The 17,013-nt window shown below is 68.5% G+C and carries 18 protein-coding genes; 10 read left to right on the forward strand and 8 right to left on the reverse strand.

The annotated features are described in order from the left end of the window. Positions 1 to 20 precede the first annotated feature (20 nt). Together B7P44_RS15925 and B7P44_RS15930 are read right to left on the reverse strand one after the other, a co-directional pair. Entirely contained in the window at positions 21 to 530 is a 510-nt protein-coding gene (locus B7P44_RS15925; RefSeq protein WP_084905728.1) for a hypothetical protein, read from the reverse strand. 32 nt (positions 531 to 562) lie between these two features. Further along, the gene (locus B7P44_RS15930) at positions 563 to 745 is read right to left on the reverse strand and encodes a hypothetical protein (protein WP_133117967.1); all 183 of its coding nucleotides are present in this window, start codon (positions 743 to 745) and stop codon (positions 563 to 565) included. A 268-nt stretch (positions 746 to 1,013) separates the two neighbouring features. Here B7P44_RS15930 and B7P44_RS15935 point away from each other — a divergent pair, with 268 nt between their 5' ends. The 3 genes from B7P44_RS15935 (at position 1,014) to B7P44_RS15945 (ending at position 3,061) form a co-directional block, all read left to right on the forward strand. Beyond that, positions 1,014 to 1,934, forward strand: a complete 921-nt coding sequence (locus B7P44_RS15935; RefSeq protein WP_084905733.1) for a biotin--[acetyl-CoA-carboxylase] ligase — start codon at positions 1,014 to 1,016, stop codon at positions 1,932 to 1,934. Then, the gene (locus tag B7P44_RS15940) at positions 1,931 to 2,719 is read left to right on the forward strand and encodes a type III pantothenate kinase (RefSeq protein ID WP_084905735.1); all 789 of its coding nucleotides are present in this window, start codon (positions 1,931 to 1,933) and stop codon (positions 2,717 to 2,719) included. The genes B7P44_RS15935 and B7P44_RS15940 overlap by 4 nt, the downstream gene beginning before the upstream one ends. A 99-nt stretch (positions 2,720 to 2,818) precedes the next feature. Then, positions 2,819 to 3,061, forward strand: coding sequence for a hypothetical protein (locus B7P44_RS15945; RefSeq protein ID WP_084905737.1), 243 nt, complete (start codon positions 2,819 to 2,821; stop codon positions 3,059 to 3,061). A gap of 22 nt (positions 3,062 to 3,083) precedes the next feature. Here B7P44_RS15945 and rfaE2 read toward each other — a convergent pair whose 3' ends face one another. The 5 genes from rfaE2 to B7P44_RS15970 form a co-directional block, all read right to left on the reverse strand. Beyond that, positions 3,084 to 3,569, reverse strand: coding sequence for a D-glycero-beta-D-manno-heptose 1-phosphate adenylyltransferase (gene rfaE2 / locus B7P44_RS15950; protein WP_084905739.1), 486 nt, complete (start codon positions 3,567 to 3,569; stop codon positions 3,084 to 3,086). 117 nt (positions 3,570 to 3,686) lie between these two features. Beyond that, positions 3,687 to 4,562 carry a ferritin gene (locus B7P44_RS15955; protein WP_084905741.1) on the reverse strand — a complete coding sequence of 292 codons (876 nt, stop codon included), beginning with the start codon at positions 4,560 to 4,562 and terminating at the stop codon, positions 3,687 to 3,689. A gap of 436 nt (positions 4,563 to 4,998) precedes the next feature. Beyond that, positions 4,999 to 6,207 (reverse strand): patatin-like phospholipase family protein, encoded by a 1,209-nt coding sequence (locus tag B7P44_RS15960; protein WP_084905743.1) that lies wholly within the window; start codon positions 6,205 to 6,207, stop codon positions 4,999 to 5,001. A gap of 31 nt (positions 6,208 to 6,238) precedes the next feature. Beyond that, positions 6,239 to 6,991, reverse strand: coding sequence for a PhaM family polyhydroxyalkanoate granule multifunctional regulatory protein (locus B7P44_RS15965; RefSeq protein ID WP_084905745.1), 753 nt, complete (start codon positions 6,989 to 6,991; stop codon positions 6,239 to 6,241). A 70-nt stretch (positions 6,992 to 7,061) separates the two neighbouring features. Then, positions 7,062 to 7,889 carry an enoyl-CoA hydratase/isomerase family protein gene (locus B7P44_RS15970; RefSeq protein ID WP_084905747.1) on the reverse strand — a complete coding sequence of 276 codons (828 nt, stop codon included), beginning with the start codon at positions 7,887 to 7,889 and terminating at the stop codon, positions 7,062 to 7,064. Positions 7,890 to 8,234: 345 nt separating this feature from the next. Here B7P44_RS15970 and B7P44_RS15975 point away from each other — a divergent pair, with 345 nt between their 5' ends. Both B7P44_RS15975 and B7P44_RS15980 read left to right on the forward strand, forming a co-directional pair. Further along, positions 8,235 to 8,621, forward strand: a complete 387-nt coding sequence (locus B7P44_RS15975) for an STM2901 family protein (RefSeq protein WP_231716628.1) — start codon at positions 8,235 to 8,237, stop codon at positions 8,619 to 8,621. A gap of 47 nt (positions 8,622 to 8,668) precedes the next feature. After that, entirely contained in the window at positions 8,669 to 8,962 is a 294-nt protein-coding gene (locus B7P44_RS15980) for a DUF1493 family protein (RefSeq protein WP_231716629.1), read from the forward strand. A gap of 65 nt (positions 8,963 to 9,027) precedes the next feature. Here B7P44_RS15980 and B7P44_RS15985 read toward each other — a convergent pair whose 3' ends face one another. After that, the gene (locus B7P44_RS15985) at positions 9,028 to 10,020 is read right to left on the reverse strand and encodes a fumarylacetoacetate hydrolase family protein (RefSeq protein WP_084905752.1); all 993 of its coding nucleotides are present in this window, start codon (positions 10,018 to 10,020) and stop codon (positions 9,028 to 9,030) included. A gap of 136 nt (positions 10,021 to 10,156) precedes the next feature. Here B7P44_RS15985 and B7P44_RS15990 point away from each other — a divergent pair, with 136 nt between their 5' ends. The 5 genes from B7P44_RS15990 (at position 10,157) to metH (ending at position 16,961) form a co-directional block, all read left to right on the forward strand. Beyond that, entirely contained in the window at positions 10,157 to 11,023 is an 867-nt protein-coding gene (locus B7P44_RS15990; protein WP_084905754.1) for an IclR family transcriptional regulator, read from the forward strand. A 128-nt stretch (positions 11,024 to 11,151) separates the two neighbouring features. Continuing rightward, positions 11,152 to 12,366 (forward strand): DUF3108 domain-containing protein, encoded by a 1,215-nt coding sequence (locus B7P44_RS15995; protein ID WP_084905756.1) that lies wholly within the window; start codon positions 11,152 to 11,154, stop codon positions 12,364 to 12,366. 284 nt (positions 12,367 to 12,650) lie between these two features. Further along, a complete protein-coding gene (locus B7P44_RS16005; RefSeq protein ID WP_059566449.1) occupies positions 12,651 to 12,908 on the forward strand; it encodes a BTH_I0359 family protein in 258 nt (85 codons plus the stop codon). Between the two features lie 208 nt (positions 12,909 to 13,116). After that, positions 13,117 to 14,196: a homocysteine S-methyltransferase family protein gene (locus B7P44_RS16010; protein WP_084905758.1), complete on the forward strand. Its 1,080-nt coding sequence runs from the start codon at positions 13,117 to 13,119 to the stop codon at positions 14,194 to 14,196. Between the two features lie 47 nt (positions 14,197 to 14,243). Continuing rightward, on the forward strand, positions 14,244 to 16,961 hold the full coding sequence (gene metH, locus B7P44_RS16015; protein ID WP_084905760.1) for a methionine synthase: 2,718 nt from the start codon (positions 14,244 to 14,246) through the stop codon (positions 16,959 to 16,961). The last annotated feature ends 52 nt before the right edge of the window (positions 16,962 to 17,013 follow it).

The raw sequence follows: 17,013 nt of genomic DNA on the forward strand, positions 1-17,013 counted from the left end.
AGCGCCGCCGTGACATCCCGTCAGGCGGCGCTGCTGCGCGCGGGCCGTTCCAGACGCATGTACGCGTCGGACACGATCAGCCCGAAGACGATGTGGTCGAGTGCGCTCACCCAGCCACGCGCGTCGGCGAACCACGGGAACAATTGCGTCATGCCGTAGTAATTGACGACGTACAGCAGCACGCCGAATACGGCCCCCGCCACGCTGACCATTCCGACACTCGAATCCAGGCTGAAACACGCGATGATCACGGCCAGGATCAGCGCAAATACGATCGACAGCGCGAAGTGCACGCCCAGCGCCGCCAGCAGGGTTCCCACTTCGACCGTAGTCGACGGCGCGAGCGCGTCGTCGCCGAAATAGATGGCCGCGATCATGCGCAGCGGCGCCCACGCGTCCTGTCCGATGATTGCCGACGCGACGACCTGAATGACGAGGAACACCGCGCCGGCCACGCACCCGCCGATCACGGCGGCGCGCCACACCGGAATGCGGCGCGCGTAATGGTGCGAATGCATGTGGAGTTGCATGGCGATCTCCTTGAAAGCGGTCCGCCGCCGCGTCAATGCCGGTGCGTATGCGACGTACCCGAGCGCACCGCCGACCATGCCGACGCGAGCGACTCCGACAGCCGGTGACAGGCACGCGTCATCGGCGGCCCGACGGCGTCGGAGACCCGGGTCGTCTTGCGGTGCAAGCGCTCGAACAGGCTGGACAGGCTCGAACACGAATGAAGCTTGCTCATCGCGATTTCCCTCGATGCGGCAGCGACGAGAACCGGCGGCACGCGCCGCACACGCCGCCGGAGCGGATATATCGAACGTAGTCTCGCTGGTCGGGAATATCAAGATGACGACGGCGCAGGTCGCGCGACGCCTCGTCGTTCTCCCGAAGAAAGCGCCGACGGTTTCGCGGCACGCCGCCGGGGGCGCCGTCGAGGCGCGGCAACGGGCGGCCGCGCACCGCGCGCCTGTCGAGCACCGCCTCGCCCCCCTGTCGCTACAATAGTCGCCATGAACGCCCCCACCTCCTCCGACACGCCCGACTCCGGCGACGCGCACATCGCGCGCAACCGGCTCGACGCGCACCTGGACGCCGCGCCGCGTGCGTGGCCGCTCGACATCGTCGCCGCGACCGGCTCGACCAATGCCGACCTCGCCGCCCGCCTGAAGGCGCTGCCGCGCACCGCGAACGCGCTGCCCGCGCCGCTCGTGCGGGTCGCGTTCGAGCAGACGGCCGGCCGCGGCCGGCAAGGCCGCCCGTGGTTCGCGCAGCCGGGCAACGCGCTGCTCTGCTCGGTCGGCTGCATCGTGCCGCGCCCGGTCGACGCGCTCGGCGGGTTGAGCCTCGCGATCGGCGTCGCGCTCGCCGAAGGGCTCGCCGCGCTGCCGCTCGATACCCGCTGCGGCGTCGCGCTCAAGTGGCCGAACGACCTGCTGCTGACCGCCGCCGACGCCGGCGGCCAACGCATCGTCGGCAAGCTCGCCGGAATCCTGATCGAAACGGTATGGACGACGTCCGACGCGACGGCCATCGTGATCGGCTTCGGCGTCAACGTGCGCGGCGCGGAAGCCGTCGCCGCGCAGGTCGACGCGCAGCGCGCGCGCGAAGCGTCGACCGCGGGCGCGCTGCCGCCCGCCGCGCTGTCTTCCGCGTGGGCCGCGGCGAACCTCACCGATACGCTCGCCGCGTCGCTCAACGCGCTCACGCCCGCGCTCGCGCAGTTCGCGGCCGACGGGCTCGCGCCGTTCGTGCCGCGCTGGCACGCGCGGCACGCGTACGCGGGCCGCGAAGTGGTGCTGATCGAGCAAGGCGCGGAACGCGCGCGCGGCATCGCGACCGGCATCGACGCGGCAGGCCAGCTGCTGCTCGACACGCCCGGCGGCGTGCAGGCGATCGCGGCCGGCGACGTGTCGCTGCGCGAAGCGCAATGAGCGCACCGCACCTGCTGATCGACGCCGGCAACAGCCGGATCAAGTGGGCGCTCGCCGACGCGCGGCGCGAACTGGTCGAGACGGGCGCGTTCGGCCACGCGCGCGACGGCGGCGCCGATCCGGACTGGTCGCACGTGCCGCGCCCGCACGGCGCATGGATCTCGAACGTCGCCGGCGCGGAGGTGGCCGCACGGCTCGACGCGCTGCTCGATGCACGCTGGCCGGGCCTGCCGCGCACGACGATCCGCGCGTGCGCCGCGCAGTGCGGCGTGACCAACGGCTATACGACGCCCGACCAGCTCGGCAGCGACCGCTGGGCCGGCCTGATCGGCGCGCATGCGGCGTTTCCGGGCGAGCCTCTGCTGATCGCGACGTTCGGCACCGCGACGACGCTCGAGGCATTGCGCGCGGACGGCCGCTTCACGGGCGGGTTGATCGCGCCCGGCTGGGCGCTGATGATGCGTTCGCTCGGCAGCCACACCGCGCAGTTGCCGACGCTCACCACCGACATCGCGAGCGGCCTGCTCGCGGACGCGCAAGCGGAACCGTTCCAGTTCGACACGCCGCGCTCGCTGTCGGCGGGCTGCCTGTATGCGCAGGCCGGGCTGATCGAGCGCGCGTGGCGCGACCTGAACGCCGCGTGGCAAGCGCCGGTGCGGCTCGTGCTGGCGGGCGGCGCGGCGGACGACGTCGCGCGTGCGCTGACGGTGCCGCATACGCGCCACGATGCGCTGATCCTGTCCGGACTGGCGCTGATTGCGGCGGAAAGGGTTGCGAATGGTTGAAACGGGATGCGCGCGCCGTCGGCTGCGCTGACGGACCGGGCGAACTGAATGACCAGCCCCGCGGCTGGCCTGACTGGATGACGAAAAGGGGTGTCGACGATGCTGCGCTGGCTGATCGCTGTTCTCTTTCTCGCCAACATGCTCGCGCTCGTGGTGGCGCGCGGGGTGTTCGGGCCGCTGCCGGCGGCCGGTCCGCGCGATCCGGGGATGCTGGCGCGACAGGTGCATCCCGACGCGCTGCGCGTCACGCCGCTCGCGCAAGGCGCCGATCAGGCGCTCACGGGCGGCCCGATCGCGGCACCGGCCGCGCCCGCGGAGCCGCTCGCGGCCTCCGCACCCTGATGCCGAGCGCGGCGGCGCGGATTTACGGCTGCTGCGCGCGCACCTTCTTCAGCAGCGCCGTGGTCGAGCGTTCATGCTCGAACGGAATCGCCAGCGCCCGGCCGCCCCAGCCGCGGACCAGCACGGATTCCGGCAGCGCATCCATGTCGTAATCGCCGCCCTTGACGAGGATGTCCGGATGCACGGCCTCGATCAACGACACCGGCGTCTGCTCCTCGAACTTCACCACCCAGTCGACGCTTTCGAGCGACGCGAGCAGCGCCATCCGGTCGTCCTCGTGGTTGATCGGGCGATCGTCGCCCTTGCCGAGCATGCGCACCGACGCGTCGCTGTTGACGCCGACGATCAGGCACGCGCCGAGCGCCTTCGCGTCGGCGAGATAGGTGACGTGGCCACGATGCAGGATGTCGAACACGCCGTTCGTGAACACGACGGGCGCGGGCAGCGACGCGCGCAGGGCGACAAGCGCGTCGCGGGTGATCAGCTTACGTTCGAAGGTAGCGGGCATGATGGGTGACTGGCGGAAGCGAACGGCGTGCGCGGTGCGCATGCCCAAGAAAAAGCCCGCCGGCGGGCCGGGCGGGCTTCATGTCGTGCGCGCCCTAGCCGGGCGCGCGTCTCGTCGTCAGGCCGGCTGGGCGGCCGCCTGGCCGCCTTCGGCCTGCAGGCGGCCGGTGACTTCCTTGCGATACCGGTTGAGCTCCTGCGCGGTCGCGAACGTGCGCTCGAACAGGATCGACAGGTTGTGCAGGATGCGCTCGACGACCTTCTTCTCCCACTCGCCGTCGAAGCGGATCTGCTCGTCGAGCCAGCGCTCGAGCCATTCCGGATCCGGCAGGCGCGACTGCACGGTGTCGCGCGGGAACAGCGCCTGGTTCACGTGCAGGTTGGTCGGATGCAGCGGCTTCTCGGTGCGGCGCGCCGACGCCATCAGCACGCCGATCTTCGCGAACGCCGCGCGCGCGACGTCGCCGCAGTTCGAGAGCGCCTTCTTCATGTAGCGCAGGTACGCGCCGCCGTGACGCGCTTCGTCACGCGAGATCGTTTCGTAGATGTGCTTGATGACCGGCTCGGTGTGCCAGTCGGCCGCGCAGCGATACCAGTGGTTCAGGCGGATCTCGCCGCAGAAGTGCAGCATCAGCGTCTCGAGCGGCGGCGCCGGGTCGAACTCGAAGCGCACCGCGTGCAGCTCTTCCTCGGTCGGCACCAGTTCCGGCTTGAAGCGGCGCAGGTATTCCATCAGCACGAGCGAATGCTTCTGCTCTTCGAAGAACCACACGCTCATGAAGGCGGAAAAGTCGCTGTCGTGCTGGTTGTCGCGCAGGAACATTTCCGTCGCGGGCAGCGCCGACCATTCGGTGATCGCGTTCATCTTGATCGTCTTCGCCTGCTCGTCGGTGAGCAGCGAAGCGTCGAACTTGTCCCACGGAATGTCCTTCTCCATGTCCCAGCGGACGGCTTCGAGCGACCTGTAAAGTTCCGGATAAAGCATGGTGTTCATGATGGTCCCACCCCTGTTCTGCGCAATGCGACTTCTCTTAAACGTGATCGTTGCAGCAATGCGCGTGCGGACGCGCTTTTTGCAACCAAGACTGTAATTTTACGCGTGAAACCAGCCCCCGGCCGCGTGTTCCGCGTCCGGCAGCCGCGCGGCCGCGTAAGCCGCTCGCTTGAGGCAAGCCACGTGCCGCGCTCCGCTCGAACGGAACCGACCGCGCGTGCCTGAGTGGGGGCCGGCGCTGGCCGGCTTCGCTGGCGAGCCCGTCGCGGCCCCTTGCGGGCGCCGGTCCGGCGAGCTGCTCGATTTGATGTATTCGGCGGCGGCCATGATATCACGCACGCATGACGGTTCCGCGACAGGCGTCCGGTCGCTTCCCGACAGCCGGCATGCGGCGAAGCGTCGCAGCCGGCTGTCGGGAAAACGCCACCGATCCGCATCAGACCCGCATTTCCCCGGCCGCCTGCCCGTCGGCCGGCGACGCGCTCGCGCCGTCCGCGTGCGCGATCCAGGCGGCGAGCGTGTCGTGCTGCGCGCAGCCGTCGCGATAGCCGAGCTCGATCAGCTCGCGCGCGAACGCTTCCTCGAACAGCAGGTAGCTCGCGAACGACGCGCCCGCCGGCTGGCTGCCGCCGACCGCGCCGAGCAGCCCGCGCACGGTGAGCGGCAACTGCTTCAGGTGCTTCGCGGCGATCAGCTCGATGCGCTCGGACGGCGCGATCGCCAGCACGTCGACGTGCCGCCAGCCGCTGTCCACTTCGACCTGGTGCGGCAGGTGCGCGATCATCCGGTTGATGTGCTCGATCCGTTCGATGTCCGAGCCGATCGAATCGAGAAACACGCTCGCGAGCACCTGCTGGCCGATCTGCGCGAGCGACGGATAGCCGCGCACGAAGCCGCCGCCGTTCACCGGAATCTCCGGCCGCGGGTCCGCGGCGCCGACGACCACGATCCGGTCCGCGCCGAAGTGGATCGCAGGCGACAGCGGCGCGATCTGGCGGATCGAGCCGTCGCCGAAATACTCGATCTGGCCGTCGAGCACGAGCGGCACGGCCGGGAACACGAACGGAATCGCCGACGACGCGAGCAGGTGCGACGCGGACAGGTCGACGAGCCGCGCGGTGCGCTGCGCGCGCCGCCACGCCTGGATCGGTTCGGCGGCCTGGTAGAACGTCAGATGGCGGCCGCTCGAGTAGCTGAGCGCGGTCACCGCGAGCGCGTGCAGCGTGCGCGCCTCGAGCATCTGCTCGATCCGGTGGAAGCTCAGCTCGCGCTGCAGCAGGTGCGCGAGCGGCGCGTTGTCCAGGAGGCCGCGCGGCGAGCGGCGGGCCGCCCAGCCGAAGCTCATCGCCGCGAGCCAGCGCGCGCCCGCGGCGGCGATGCCGAGCCAGTCGGTGCGGTACACGTAGTCCGCGCGCAGGTGCTCCCAGAATTCGAGCAGGCGGCGCACGCCGTGCGAGAAATCGTCGGCGTGGCTCGAGATCGACGTCGCGTTGATCGCGCCGGCCGACGACCCGCATACGACCGCGAACGGCAGCGTGCGTCGTTGCGGATCGGCCTCGAGCGTGATCTCGGCCAGCGCCTTCAGCACGCCGACCTGATACGCGGCGCGCGCACCGCCTCCCATCAGTACGAGCGCGAGCCGCATCGCCTGGCCTGCTACATGAGCCGCCGCGCCGTCACGTCGAGCGCTTCGGCGGACGGCTCGCGGGCGTCGACGCTGCCGCCGCGCGCGCCGCGGCAGAACCGGCCGATCCGGCCGGCTTCGCGCGCTTCGCGGCGGGCTTGCGCGGCGCGGCCGGCGGCGGGTCGGACGCGTCGGGCGGCGCCGCGGCCGATGCCGCCGCCGCCGGTGCGTCCGGCGCGGCCGGTTGTGCGCCCGGCTGCGCCATCGCAAGGCTCGCAAGCTGGTTGAACTGCGTCTGCAGCAGGTTCCACCAGCCGGCCGGATCGAAGGCCGCGTTCTGCGCGGCGCTCGCGTCCTCGGGCGGCGGCGCGTCCGCTTGCGCGCCTTCCGGCGTGTCGCCGAGCGGCGTCGCGGCCGCCTTCGCCGCCGCGACGGCCGCATCCTCGGCGGCCGACATCGAGGTTTGCGCGAACGCGCCGAACGCGCGCAGCGTCGCGAGCGTCGCGCGCTGCACCTCGAGCGCCTGGATCGCGGACTGCAGCATCCCGAGGTTCAGCTTCAGCCATTGCTCGACCGCTCGCAGGTCGGTGATGCGCTTGTCGAGCTCCTCGACGCTGGTGAGCGGCGCCATCATGTCGGACATGCTCGACAGCGACGGCGGCAGCCCGTGCGTCGCGCCGGGAAACGCGCCCATGCTGCCGAACGGCGACAGGCGGATCATTTCCCACATGCGTTCGAGCATGTCTGCGGGCTGGAAGCCGGCAAAGCCGGAGAACGGATTGGAGCCGGAGGTATCGATCGTCATGCGGGCATCCTGGTTGACTGGGGGGAGCGGCCGGATCGACCGGCCGCCTGGATCGATCATAGCGCGCGCGTCAGAACGGCGCGCCGCCGGGAAAATCGGGCGGGCGCCGTTCGCGCAGCGAGCGAATCCCCTCCTGCACGTCGGGCCCCGAGAAACCCATGAATTCGAGCGCGAGCGACGCGTCGAAGGTCGGCCCCGCCGAGCGCAGCCAGTTGTTGAGCGCGTACTTGGTCCAGCGGATCGCCGTCTGCGAGCCGTGCGCGAGCCGCTCCGCGACTTCGTACGCCTTCGGCAGCAGGTCGGCTTCGTCGACCGCGAGCGACACGAGGCCGATCCGCTCGGCCTCCTCGCCGCTCACCGGCTCGCACAGCAGCAGGTAGTACTTCGCCTTCGCCATCCCGCACAAGAGCGGCCACACGATCGCCGCGTGGTCGCCCGCCGCGACGCCGAGCCGCGTATGGCCGTCGATGATGCGCGCGCTCCTCGACGCGATCGAGATGTCGGCGAGCAGCCCCGCGACGAGCCCCGCGCCGACGGCCGGGCCGTGCATCGCTGACACGATCGGCTTGCTGCAGTTGATCACGTTGTAGACGAGGTCGCGCGCTTCGCGCCAGACCCGCGCGCGCACGTCGAAATCGTTCGCCATCTGCTCGACGAGCGCGAGGTCGCCGCCCGCCGAGAAGCCCTTGCCTTCGCCGCGAATCACCGCGACGCGCGTGTCGGGATCGCGATCGACGTCGCGCCAGATGTCGGCCAGCTCGCGGTGCATGCGCTCGTTGGCGGTCGCGAGGCCGCTCTTGTTCGCGCCTTCGCCGCTCATCACGATCTCGAGCACGCCGTGCTGACGACGCGTCACCTTCAGTGCTTCGTAACTGCCGTATGCGGCGAGATCGGCCATGCGCTGCTCCTTGCACTCAGGATGGAAACCCGCCCAGTGTAACCACTCGGACGCGACGGGGAATCGGGCGTTACCCAGTGGGACGGACCGCCACGGCATGCGAAGAACGAGCGACGGCGGAATGCCGGTGGTCTGTGGTCGGTGGTCGGTTTTTCTTCCGGTCCCGTGTTGACGGGGTTCATGTCGACACGATCGCATGAGCACGAACATGTTTAACAACCGTCGCTAAACCCTTGACACTCAATCACATTGAATCACGATGGTAATCACTCGACAACTACCCTTCGAAAACCAATGAAACAAACCTACCATTACGGATCACATCGCGAACTGACGCCATAGGAATTGTTTTTCCTGATTTCCATTGACGAAACGTGCAAACAGCTCGGCGTTGAAGATGTTGGCGCAGTCGCCGCGATACTCGCGGGCCAGAACTGGATTCCGACGCGGGCCAAGTTCGCCGGAGCCACCAAAAACACGTCGCTCGCGTCAATTGGCTCTCGCGCCCTCCTGAATTACAACATCAAGTATCAAATCCTGCCCACGCTCACCAATGCCAGCATTAAACAAATGAAATTTTTCTTTGTTCGCAATATCGGTACATTCGTTGGTCGCGCCATTCCCGTCGTCGGCTGGGCTGTCGCGGCACACGACGTTTACGCAATCGCAACCAATTCGGTTGCCCGCTTCAATCGTCTCGTCAATCGAGAAGATCGCCTGTTCACCCGATGAATACGACGCACGCTCGACTCGAGGCCTTTATCAGGCACGCGACAGGCATGAGCACGAACCGGCCGCTCAAGCCGACCGACCGCCTCGAAAGCGACCTGGGCATCACCGGAGACGATGCCGACGATTTCATGGGCGCATTTTTCGACCAATTTTCGGTCGAGCCGGGGGACTTTCGCTTCGACCGGTATTTCTCGGGGGAAGGATTCAATCCTTTTGTGATCGCACTGCTGCTGTTCTCGAAGAAAGCGCGGCAGCGATACGAGAAGGAACCGTTGACGGTCGCCATGCTGGAGCACGCAATCGAACTCGGCATATGGGATTCGCGCAAACTCGCCGAGTGAGATCCATAATCGGCGCAGGGCGCGGCGACGGGCACTCGTGCACGACACCGCCGCGCCTGTCACCGTCACGCGTCGCCATCAAGCGGCGCGACCGACTGCTCGATCGCGCCGAAGATCGACTTGCCCGCGTCGTCGAACATCTCGATCTTCACGGTGTCGCCGTAGCGCATGAACGGCGTCTGCGGCGCGCCGTGCTCGATCGTCTCGAGGCAGCGCTTCTCGGCGATGCAGCAATAGCCGCGTTTCGAATCCTTGTTCGACACCGTGCCCGAGCCGACGATCGAGCCCGTGCGCAGGTTGCGCGTCTTCGCCGCGTGCGCGATCAGTTGGCCGAAATGGAACACCATGTCGGTGCCCGCGTCGGGCTGGCCGACCTTCTTTCCGTTCCAGTGGACGATCATCGGCCGGTGCACGCGGCCTTCGCGCCAGTGCTCGCCGAGTTCGTCCGGGGTGACCGCGACCGGTGCGAACGCGGTCGCCGGCTTGCTCTGGAAGAAGCCGAAGCCCTTCGCGAGCTCGGCCGGAATCAGGTTGCGCAGCGACACGTCGTTGACGAGCGTGACGAGCCGCACGGCCTTCAGCGCATCGTCGGGCGACGCGCTCATCGGCACGTCGCCGGTGATCACCGCGACTTCCGCCTCGAAATCGATGCCCCATTCCTCGGACGGGCAGACGACGTCGTCGCGCGCCCCGAGGAAATCGTCGCTGCCGCCCTGGTACATCAGCGGATCGGTCCAGAATTCCGGGGGCATCTCGGCGCCGCGCGCGCGGCGCACGAGCTCGACGTGGTTCACGTACGCGGAGCCGTCGGCCCACTGGAATGCGCGCGGCAGCGGCGCCATGCAGTTCGCCTGATCGAACGGGAACGCGTGACGCGCGCGGCCGTGGTTCAGCGCGTCGTACAGTTCGCGCAATTGCGGCGCGTAGAACGCCCAGTCGTCGAGCACGCGCTGCAGCGTCGGCGCGATCGCGTCGGCGATCGCCGCGGTGTGCAGGTCGCGCGACACCACGATCAGTTGGCCGTCGCGCGTGCCGTCCTTCAGCGAAGCAAGTTTCATAGGGGGAATCTGCCGTTGTAGTGACGATGGAAGGAATCTATTTTACGATGGTGAATCCGTGCGGCGCACCTTCCTTGCGTGCGCCGTGGCCGATTCGCCCCTTGCCTCCAGATCGCGCGCCGCGCGCCGTTGCCCCATGCCCGCCAGCCAGCTCCCAGACGACGATCTCGCCGACTCCGACACCGCCGACGAAGCCGCCGGCGAAAACGGCGAGAAGGTCCGTTCCGGCATCCAGTCGATCGAGGTCGGCTTCCGCCTGCTCGACGTGCTGACGAGCGAGCCGCGCGCGATGATGCTGCGCGATCTCGCCCAGCGCGCGGGCATGAGCCCGGCGAAGGCGCACCGCTACCTCGTCAGCTTCTCGCGGCTCGGCGTCGTGTCGCAGGACCCCGTCTCCGGCCGCTACGAGCTCGGCGGCTTCGCGCTGCAGATGGGCCTCGCGCGCCTGGCGCGGGTCGACGGCGTGAAGCTCGCGCGGATCGCGCTGACCGAATTGCGCGACCGGCTCGACCAGACGGTCGGCATCGCGGTGTGGGGCAACCAGGGCCCGACGATCGTGCACTGGATGGAATCGAGCCATCCGGCGAAGGCGTCGCTGAAGCTCGGCGACGTGATGCCGCTGCTCGGCTCCGCGACGGGCCTGCTGTTCGCCGCGTACCTGCCGCGCAGCAAGACCGCCGCGATGATCGAGCGCGAGCTCGCCGACACGCGCCGCTCGCCGCATCACGGCGGGCCGCGCACGCTCGCCGAGGTCGACGCGGCGCTCGCGGACGTGCGCGCCCATGCGGCCGCGCGCGTCGAAGGGATGCTGCTGCCGACGATCCACGCGTTCTGCATGCCAGTGTTCGACGCGGTCGGCGAACTGGCGCTCGCGATCCTCGCGCTCGGCCACGAAGGCACGTTCGACATCGCGTGGGGCGGCGAGATCGACACCGCGCTGCGCGCCTGCGCGCAGGAACTGTCGTACGAACTGGGCTATAGTCCGGACGCGCGCGACGCCTGACGCGGGGTGCGCGACGCGCCGCATGAACGCGCGACGCACCCGGCGGTCCGAATCCTGACGCAACCGGCCAACCTGCCAACCGGCGCGCCGACGCTGCGCAACCGCCCCGAACCCTTCGCTGCCCGACGATGCCGCCTTCCGACGCCCGCCCCCGCTACGCTCCGCCCCGCCGCTGGCTGCGCGCGGGCGTCGCGCTGTTCGTGGTGCTCGTGCTGCATGCGCTCGCCGCGCTGTGGTTCACGCGCCATCGCGAACCGTTCACGCCGCCGGCGCCCGCCGAGGTGCCCGTGCAGATCGAGCTGCTGAAGCCGCGGCCGATCGAGCGGCAACCGGCGCCGAAACCGGTTGCAAAGCCCGCCGAGCCGAAGCCCGCGAAGCCCGCCAAGCCGGTGGCCGCGCCATCGCAGCCGGCGCCGCAGGAGCCGGTGCTGACGTCGACGCAGACCGCCGCGGAAGGCGTGCCGCCGGCTGGCGCATCCGCCGGCGGCACCGCAACGGGCGCATCAGGCGCGTCGGCTGCGGCGGCCGGCGGCGCAAGCGGCGCCGCGACAGCCGGCCCCGCGTCGAACGGTGTGAAGTTTGCCGCGCCGCCGTCCGGCGACCTGCGGTACGACGCGTTCTTCAACGGCATGCAGAACTCGACGGGGACGATCCACTGGCGCAGCGACGGACAAACGTATGAGCTGTCGGTGACGATGCCCGTGCCGTTCGTCGGTCCGTTCAGGTACCGGAGCCAGGGCCGCATCGATGCATACGGGATCGCGCCCGACCGGTATGTCGAGCAGCGCGGCAAGCGCCCGGAGGACATCGCGATCTTCAACCGCGAGATCAGGCAGGTCGTGTTCACGCGCACGCCGGACAACGCGCCGCTGCCCGACGGCGTGCAGGACCGCTTCAGCATGCTGATGCAGCTGTCGGGCCTGTTGCGCGGCAATCCCGACGCGTACAAGCGGGGCGTCACGCAGCAGTTCTTCGTGATCGACAACAACAGCGGCGAGACCTGGCCGATCACGGTGATCGGCGACGAGCAGGTGCAGACCGCCGCCGGCTTCATCGCGACGCGGCACTTCATGCGCCTGCCGCGCCGCGCCGGCGACACGCGGCGCATCGACATGTGGCTCGCGCCGTCGCTCGGCTGGCTGCCCGCACGACTCGTGCAGACGGAACCGAACGGCACGCAGATCGAGCTGCTGTGGCACGGCCCGCTGGCCGCGCCCGGCGTGTCCGCCGACGCGGCGCCGGACACCGGCGGCACGCCGGACGCGACGTCCGGCGCGGTTGCGCCGCCGTCCACCCCTGCCTCGGCTGCGTCGCCACCCGCCGCATCGCCCGCAGCGCCATGACGCAGCACGCCGCGCCCCGAATCGGCAAATTCGACCGATGGTTTTCCGCCATAAAGATTTGCGGTCACGCGCCGTAATATCAGACATGCCACGCATGACACTCTTTAACAACTATTTCGGTACACCGGCCGACAATAGGAAACGTTTCGGAGATATCGGCTTCTAACCGATACACCCCATGCAGAGGGAACGGGGTGTGCAGCGCAAGCCCCTTGAAACCGGCGAGGTCTACCCCACTTAGGGGAACAACAAGGCCAGAAGCCACTGCGAAGAGGAGTGCCGCCATGCAAATGATCTACAACAGCCCCAACTACTGCGTCGTCGAGTTCCCGCCGCAGGCCGGCCATCACGCGATGAATTCGGGTGGCTACGAAATCGTCGACAAGAACGCGCAGCGCGAGATCTTCATCGACGGCGAACTCGCCGCCCGGTTTCGCGAACACGTGAAGCAGCTGATCGAGGACGAGCCGTCGCTCGACGAAGTCGACGAATTCCTCGGACAGTTCGACAGCCTGATGACGCAACCGGTCGTCCTGCACTGACGACACACCCGCCCGGCGCCCGATACTGATCGATGCCGCCGGGTGAGCCGCACGCGGCGCGCGGCTCACCCGCGCCGCCTCGAGCACTCCGCTCCCGCCCCCGCCCGGTCCGCCGCGCGGGGGCTTTCATTTGGCGCCGCGCCACGCCTAACGGCGCGCGGCCGCACCGGCTACAATGGCGCTTTTCCCGACTCGCCGGTCATCCGCCATGTCTGCGACTTCATCCGCCGTTCGTTCCGCTCCGTTAGCCGCGCTCGACGCCCCGTACACGCGCGGCGCCCAGCTGCCCGCGCTGCTGAAGCAGCGCATCCTGATCCTCGACGGCGCGATGGGCACGATGATCCAGCGCTACAAGCTCGACGAGGCCGCGTATCGCGGCGAGCGCTTCAAGGACTTCCCGCGCGACATCAAGGGCAACAACGAGCTGCTGTCGCTCACGCAGCCGCAGATCATCCGCGAGATCCACGACCAGTACTTCGCGGCCGGCGCGGACATCGTCGAGACCAACACGTTCGGCGCGACGACGGTCGCGCAGGCCGACTACGGGATGGAAGACCTCGTCGTCGAGATGAACGTCGAATCGGCGCGGCTCGCGCGCGAATCGGCCGCGCAATACGCGACGCCGGACAAGCCGCGCTTCGTCGCGGGCGCGATCGGGCCGACGCCGAAGACGGCGAGCATCTCGCCGGACGTCAACGACCCGGGCGCGCGCAACATCACGTTCGACGAGCTGCGCGACGCGTACTACGCGCAGGCGAAGGCGCTGCTCGACGGCGGCGTCGACCTGTTCCTCGTCGAGACGATCTTCGACACGCTGAACGCGAAGGCCGCGCTGTTCGCGCTCGACCAGCTGTTCGAGGACACCGGCGAGCGCCTGCCGATCATGATCTCGGGCACCGTCACCGATGCGTCGGGCCGCATCCTGTCCGGCCAGACGGTCGAGGCGTTCTGGAATTCGCTGCGCCACGCGAAGCCGCTCACGTTCGGCCTGAACTGCGCGCTGGGCGCGGCGCTGATGCGCCCGTACATCGCCGAGCTCGCGAAGCTGTGCGACACCTACGTGTCGTGCTACCCGAACGCGGGCCTGCCGAACCCGATGAGCGACACCGGCTTCGACGAGACGCCCGACGTCACGTCGGGCCTCCTGAAGGAATTCGCGCAGGCCGGGCTCGTGAACCTCGCGGGCGGCTGCTGCGGCACGACGCCCGAGCACATCGCGGCGATCGCGAAGGCGCTCGCCGAAGTGAAGCCGCGCCGCTGGCCGACCCAGTACAGCGACGCCGCCTGACCCGACCGATTCCCCGTCCGCCCCACACCACACGAATTCGCACCGCCATGACCGATCACACGATGCGCCTTGCCGGCCTCGAGCCGTTCAACGTCACGTCCGGGACGCTCTTCATCAACGTCGGCGAACGCACCAACGTCACCGGCTCGAAGGCGTTCGCGCGGATGATCCTCAACGGCCAGTTCGACGAGGCGCTCGCCGTCGCGCGCCAGCAGGTCGAGAACGGCGCGCAGGTGATCGACATCAACATGGACGAGGCGATGCTCGACTCGAAGGCGGCGATGGTCCGCTTCCTGAACCTGATCGCGTCGGAGCCGGACATCGCGCGCGTGCCGATCATGATCGACTCGTCGAAGTGGGATGTGATCGAAGCAGGCCTCAAGTGCGTGCAGGGCAAGGCGATCGTCAACTCGATCTCGCTGAAGGAAGGCGAGGATGCGTTCCGCCACCATGCGAACCTGATCCGCCGCTACGGCGCGGCGGCCGTCGTGATGGCGTTCGACGAAACCGGCCAGGCCGACACGTACGAACGCAAGACCGAGATCTGCAAGCGCTCGTACGACTTCCTCGTGAACGAAGTCGGGTTCCCGCCGGAAGACATCATCTTCGACCCGAACATCTTCGCGGTCGCGACCGGCATCGAGGAGCACAACAACTACGCGGTCGACTTCATCGAGGCGACCCGCTGGATCAAGCAGAACCTGCCGTACGCGAAGGTGAGCGGCGGCGTGTCGAACGTGTCGTTCTCGTTCCGCGGCAACGACCCGGTGCGCGAAGCGATCCACACCGTGTTCCTGTACCACGCGATCCAGGCGGGGATGGACATGGGCATCGTCAACGCGGGCCAGCTCGGCGTGTATGCCGAGCTCGACCCGGAGCTGCGCGAGCGGGTCGAGGACGTGATCCTGAACCGCCGCGCGGATTCGACCGACCGGCTCCTCGAAATCGCCGACAAGTTCAAGGCGGGGGGCGCGAAGAAGGAAGAGAACCTCGAGTGGCGCAACCAGCCGGTCGAGAAGCGGCTCTCGCATGCGCTCGTGCACGGCATCACGACCTTCATCGTCGAGGATACCGAGGAAGTGCGCGCGAAGATCGACGCGGCGGGCGGGCGCCCGATCAACGTGATCGAAGGCCCGCTGATGGACGGGATGAACATCGTCGGCGACCTGTTCGGCCAGGGCAAGATGTTCCTGCCGCAGGTCGTGAAATCGGCGCGCGTGATGAAGCAGGCGGTCGCGCACCTGATCCCGTTCATCGAGGAAGAGAAGCGCCTGCTCGCGGAAGCGGGCGGCGACGTGCGCGCGAAGGGCAAGATCGTGATCGCGACCGTGAAGGGCGACGTGCACGACATCGGCAAGAACATCGTGTCGGTCGTGCTCCAGTGCAACAACTTCGAAGTGGTCAACATGGGCGTGATGGTCCCGTGCAACGAGATCCTCGCAAAGGCGAAGGTCGAGGGCGCAGACATCATCGGGCTGTCGGGCCTCATCACGCCGAGCCTCGAGGAAATGGCGTACGTCGCGTCGGAAATGCAGCGCGACGACTATTTCCGCGTGAAGAAGATTCCGCTCCTGATCGGCGGCGCGACCACGTCGCGCGTGCACACGGCGGTGAAGATCGCGCCGAACTACGAAGGCCCGGTGGTCTACGTGCCGGACGCGTCGCGCTCGGTGTCGGTCGCGTCGAGCCTGTTGTCCGACGAAGGCGCGGCGAAGTATCTCGACGAGCTGAAGTCCGACTACGAGCGGATCCGCGACCAGCACGCGAACCGCAAGGCGCAGCCGATGGTCACGCTCGCCGAGGCGCGCGCGAACAAGACCAAGGTCGACTGGGCGAACACCACGCCCGTGAAGCCGAAGTTCATCGGCCGCCGCGTGTTCAAGAACTACGACCTGAACGAGCTCGCGAACTACATCGACTGGGGCCCGTTCTTCCAGACCTGGGATCTCGCGGGCCCCTACCCGGCGATCCTGAACGACGAGATCGTCGGCGAATCGGCGCGCCGCGTGTTCTCCGACGCGAAGTCGATGCTCGCGCGGCTGATCCAGGGCCGCTGGCTGACCGCGAGCGGCGTGATCGCGCTGTTGCCGGCGAACACGGTCAACGACGACGACATCGAGATCTACACCGACGAATCGCGCTCCGAGGTGCTGCTCACGTGGCGCAACCTGCGCCAGCAGAGCGTGCGCCCGGTGGTCGACGGCGTGATGCGGCCGAACCGCTCGCTCGCCGACTTCATCGCGCCGAAGGAATCGGGCGTCGCCGACTACATCGGCATGTTCGCGGTGACGGCCGGCCTCGGCGTCGACGTGAAGGAAAAGCAGTTCGAAGCCGACCACGACGACTACAGCGCGATCATGCTGAAGGCGCTCGCGGACCGTTTCGCGGAAGCGTTCGCCGAGGCGATGCACGCGCGCGTGCGCCGCGACCTGTGGGGCTATGCGAGCGGCGAGATGCTCGACAACGACGCGCTGATCGCCGAAAAGTACGCCGGCATCCGCCCGGCGCCCGGCTATCCGGCCTGCCCCGACCACCTCGTGAAGCGCGACATGTTCGAAGCGCTTAATGCGGAAGAGATCGGCATGACGGTCACCGAGTCGCTCGCGATGCTGCCGGCGGCGAGCGTATCGGGCTTCTATCTCGCGCACCCGGACAGCCGGTACTTCTCGGTCGGGAAAATCGGCCAGGACCAGCTCGAGGACTATGCGCAGCGGATGGCGCTGTCGCTCGACGACGCGCGGCGCGCGCTTGCGCCGCAGCTCTGATCCGCATCGGCGGGCGGCGCGCGCCGCCCTTTCACCCGACGAATGACCAGCA

It is taken from the genome of Burkholderia ubonensis subsp. mesacidophila, assembly GCF_002097715.1.
GTDB lineage: Bacteria > Pseudomonadota > Gammaproteobacteria > Burkholderiales > Burkholderiaceae > Burkholderia > Burkholderia mesacidophila.

Excerpts from the sequence above, each read along its gene's own strand:
- B7P44_RS15995 (WP_084905756.1), top strand. The coding sequence starts at position 11,152 with ATGCCGCCTTCCGACGCCCGCCCCCGCTACGCTCCGCCCCGCCGCTGG.
- B7P44_RS16005 (WP_059566449.1), top strand. The coding sequence starts at position 12,651 with ATGCAAATGATCTACAACAGCCCCAACTACTGCGTCGTCGAGTTCCCG.
- B7P44_RS15985 (WP_084905752.1), bottom strand. The coding sequence starts at position 10,020 with ATGAAACTTGCTTCGCTGAAGGACGGCACGCGCGACGGCCAACTGATC.
- B7P44_RS15925 (WP_084905728.1), bottom strand. The coding sequence starts at position 530 with ATGCAACTCCACATGCATTCGCACCATTACGCGCGCCGCATTCCGGTG.
- rfaE2 (WP_084905739.1), bottom strand. The coding sequence starts at position 3,569 with ATGCCCGCTACCTTCGAACGTAAGCTGATCACCCGCGACGCGCTTGTC.
- B7P44_RS15955 (WP_084905741.1), bottom strand. The coding sequence starts at position 4,562 with ATGAACACCATGCTTTATCCGGAACTTTACAGGTCGCTCGAAGCCGTC.
- B7P44_RS15935 (WP_084905733.1), top strand. The coding sequence starts at position 1,014 with ATGAACGCCCCCACCTCCTCCGACACGCCCGACTCCGGCGACGCGCAC.
- metH (WP_084905760.1), top strand. The coding sequence starts at position 14,244 with ATGACCGATCACACGATGCGCCTTGCCGGCCTCGAGCCGTTCAACGTC.
- B7P44_RS15945 (WP_084905737.1), top strand. The coding sequence starts at position 2,819 with ATGCTGCGCTGGCTGATCGCTGTTCTCTTTCTCGCCAACATGCTCGCG.
- B7P44_RS15965 (WP_084905745.1), bottom strand. The coding sequence starts at position 6,991 with ATGACGATCGATACCTCCGGCTCCAATCCGTTCTCCGGCTTTGCCGGC.
- B7P44_RS16010 (WP_084905758.1), top strand. The coding sequence starts at position 13,117 with ATGTCTGCGACTTCATCCGCCGTTCGTTCCGCTCCGTTAGCCGCGCTC.
- B7P44_RS15980 (WP_231716629.1), top strand. The coding sequence starts at position 8,669 with ATGAGCACGAACCGGCCGCTCAAGCCGACCGACCGCCTCGAAAGCGAC.
- B7P44_RS15940 (WP_084905735.1), top strand. The coding sequence starts at position 1,931 with ATGAGCGCACCGCACCTGCTGATCGACGCCGGCAACAGCCGGATCAAG.
- B7P44_RS15930 (WP_133117967.1), bottom strand. The coding sequence starts at position 745 with ATGAGCAAGCTTCATTCGTGTTCGAGCCTGTCCAGCCTGTTCGAGCGC.
- B7P44_RS15970 (WP_084905747.1), bottom strand. The coding sequence starts at position 7,889 with ATGGCCGATCTCGCCGCATACGGCAGTTACGAAGCACTGAAGGTGACG.
- B7P44_RS15960 (WP_084905743.1), bottom strand. The coding sequence starts at position 6,207 with ATGCGGCTCGCGCTCGTACTGATGGGAGGCGGTGCGCGCGCCGCGTAT.
- B7P44_RS15990 (WP_084905754.1), top strand. The coding sequence starts at position 10,157 with ATGCCCGCCAGCCAGCTCCCAGACGACGATCTCGCCGACTCCGACACC.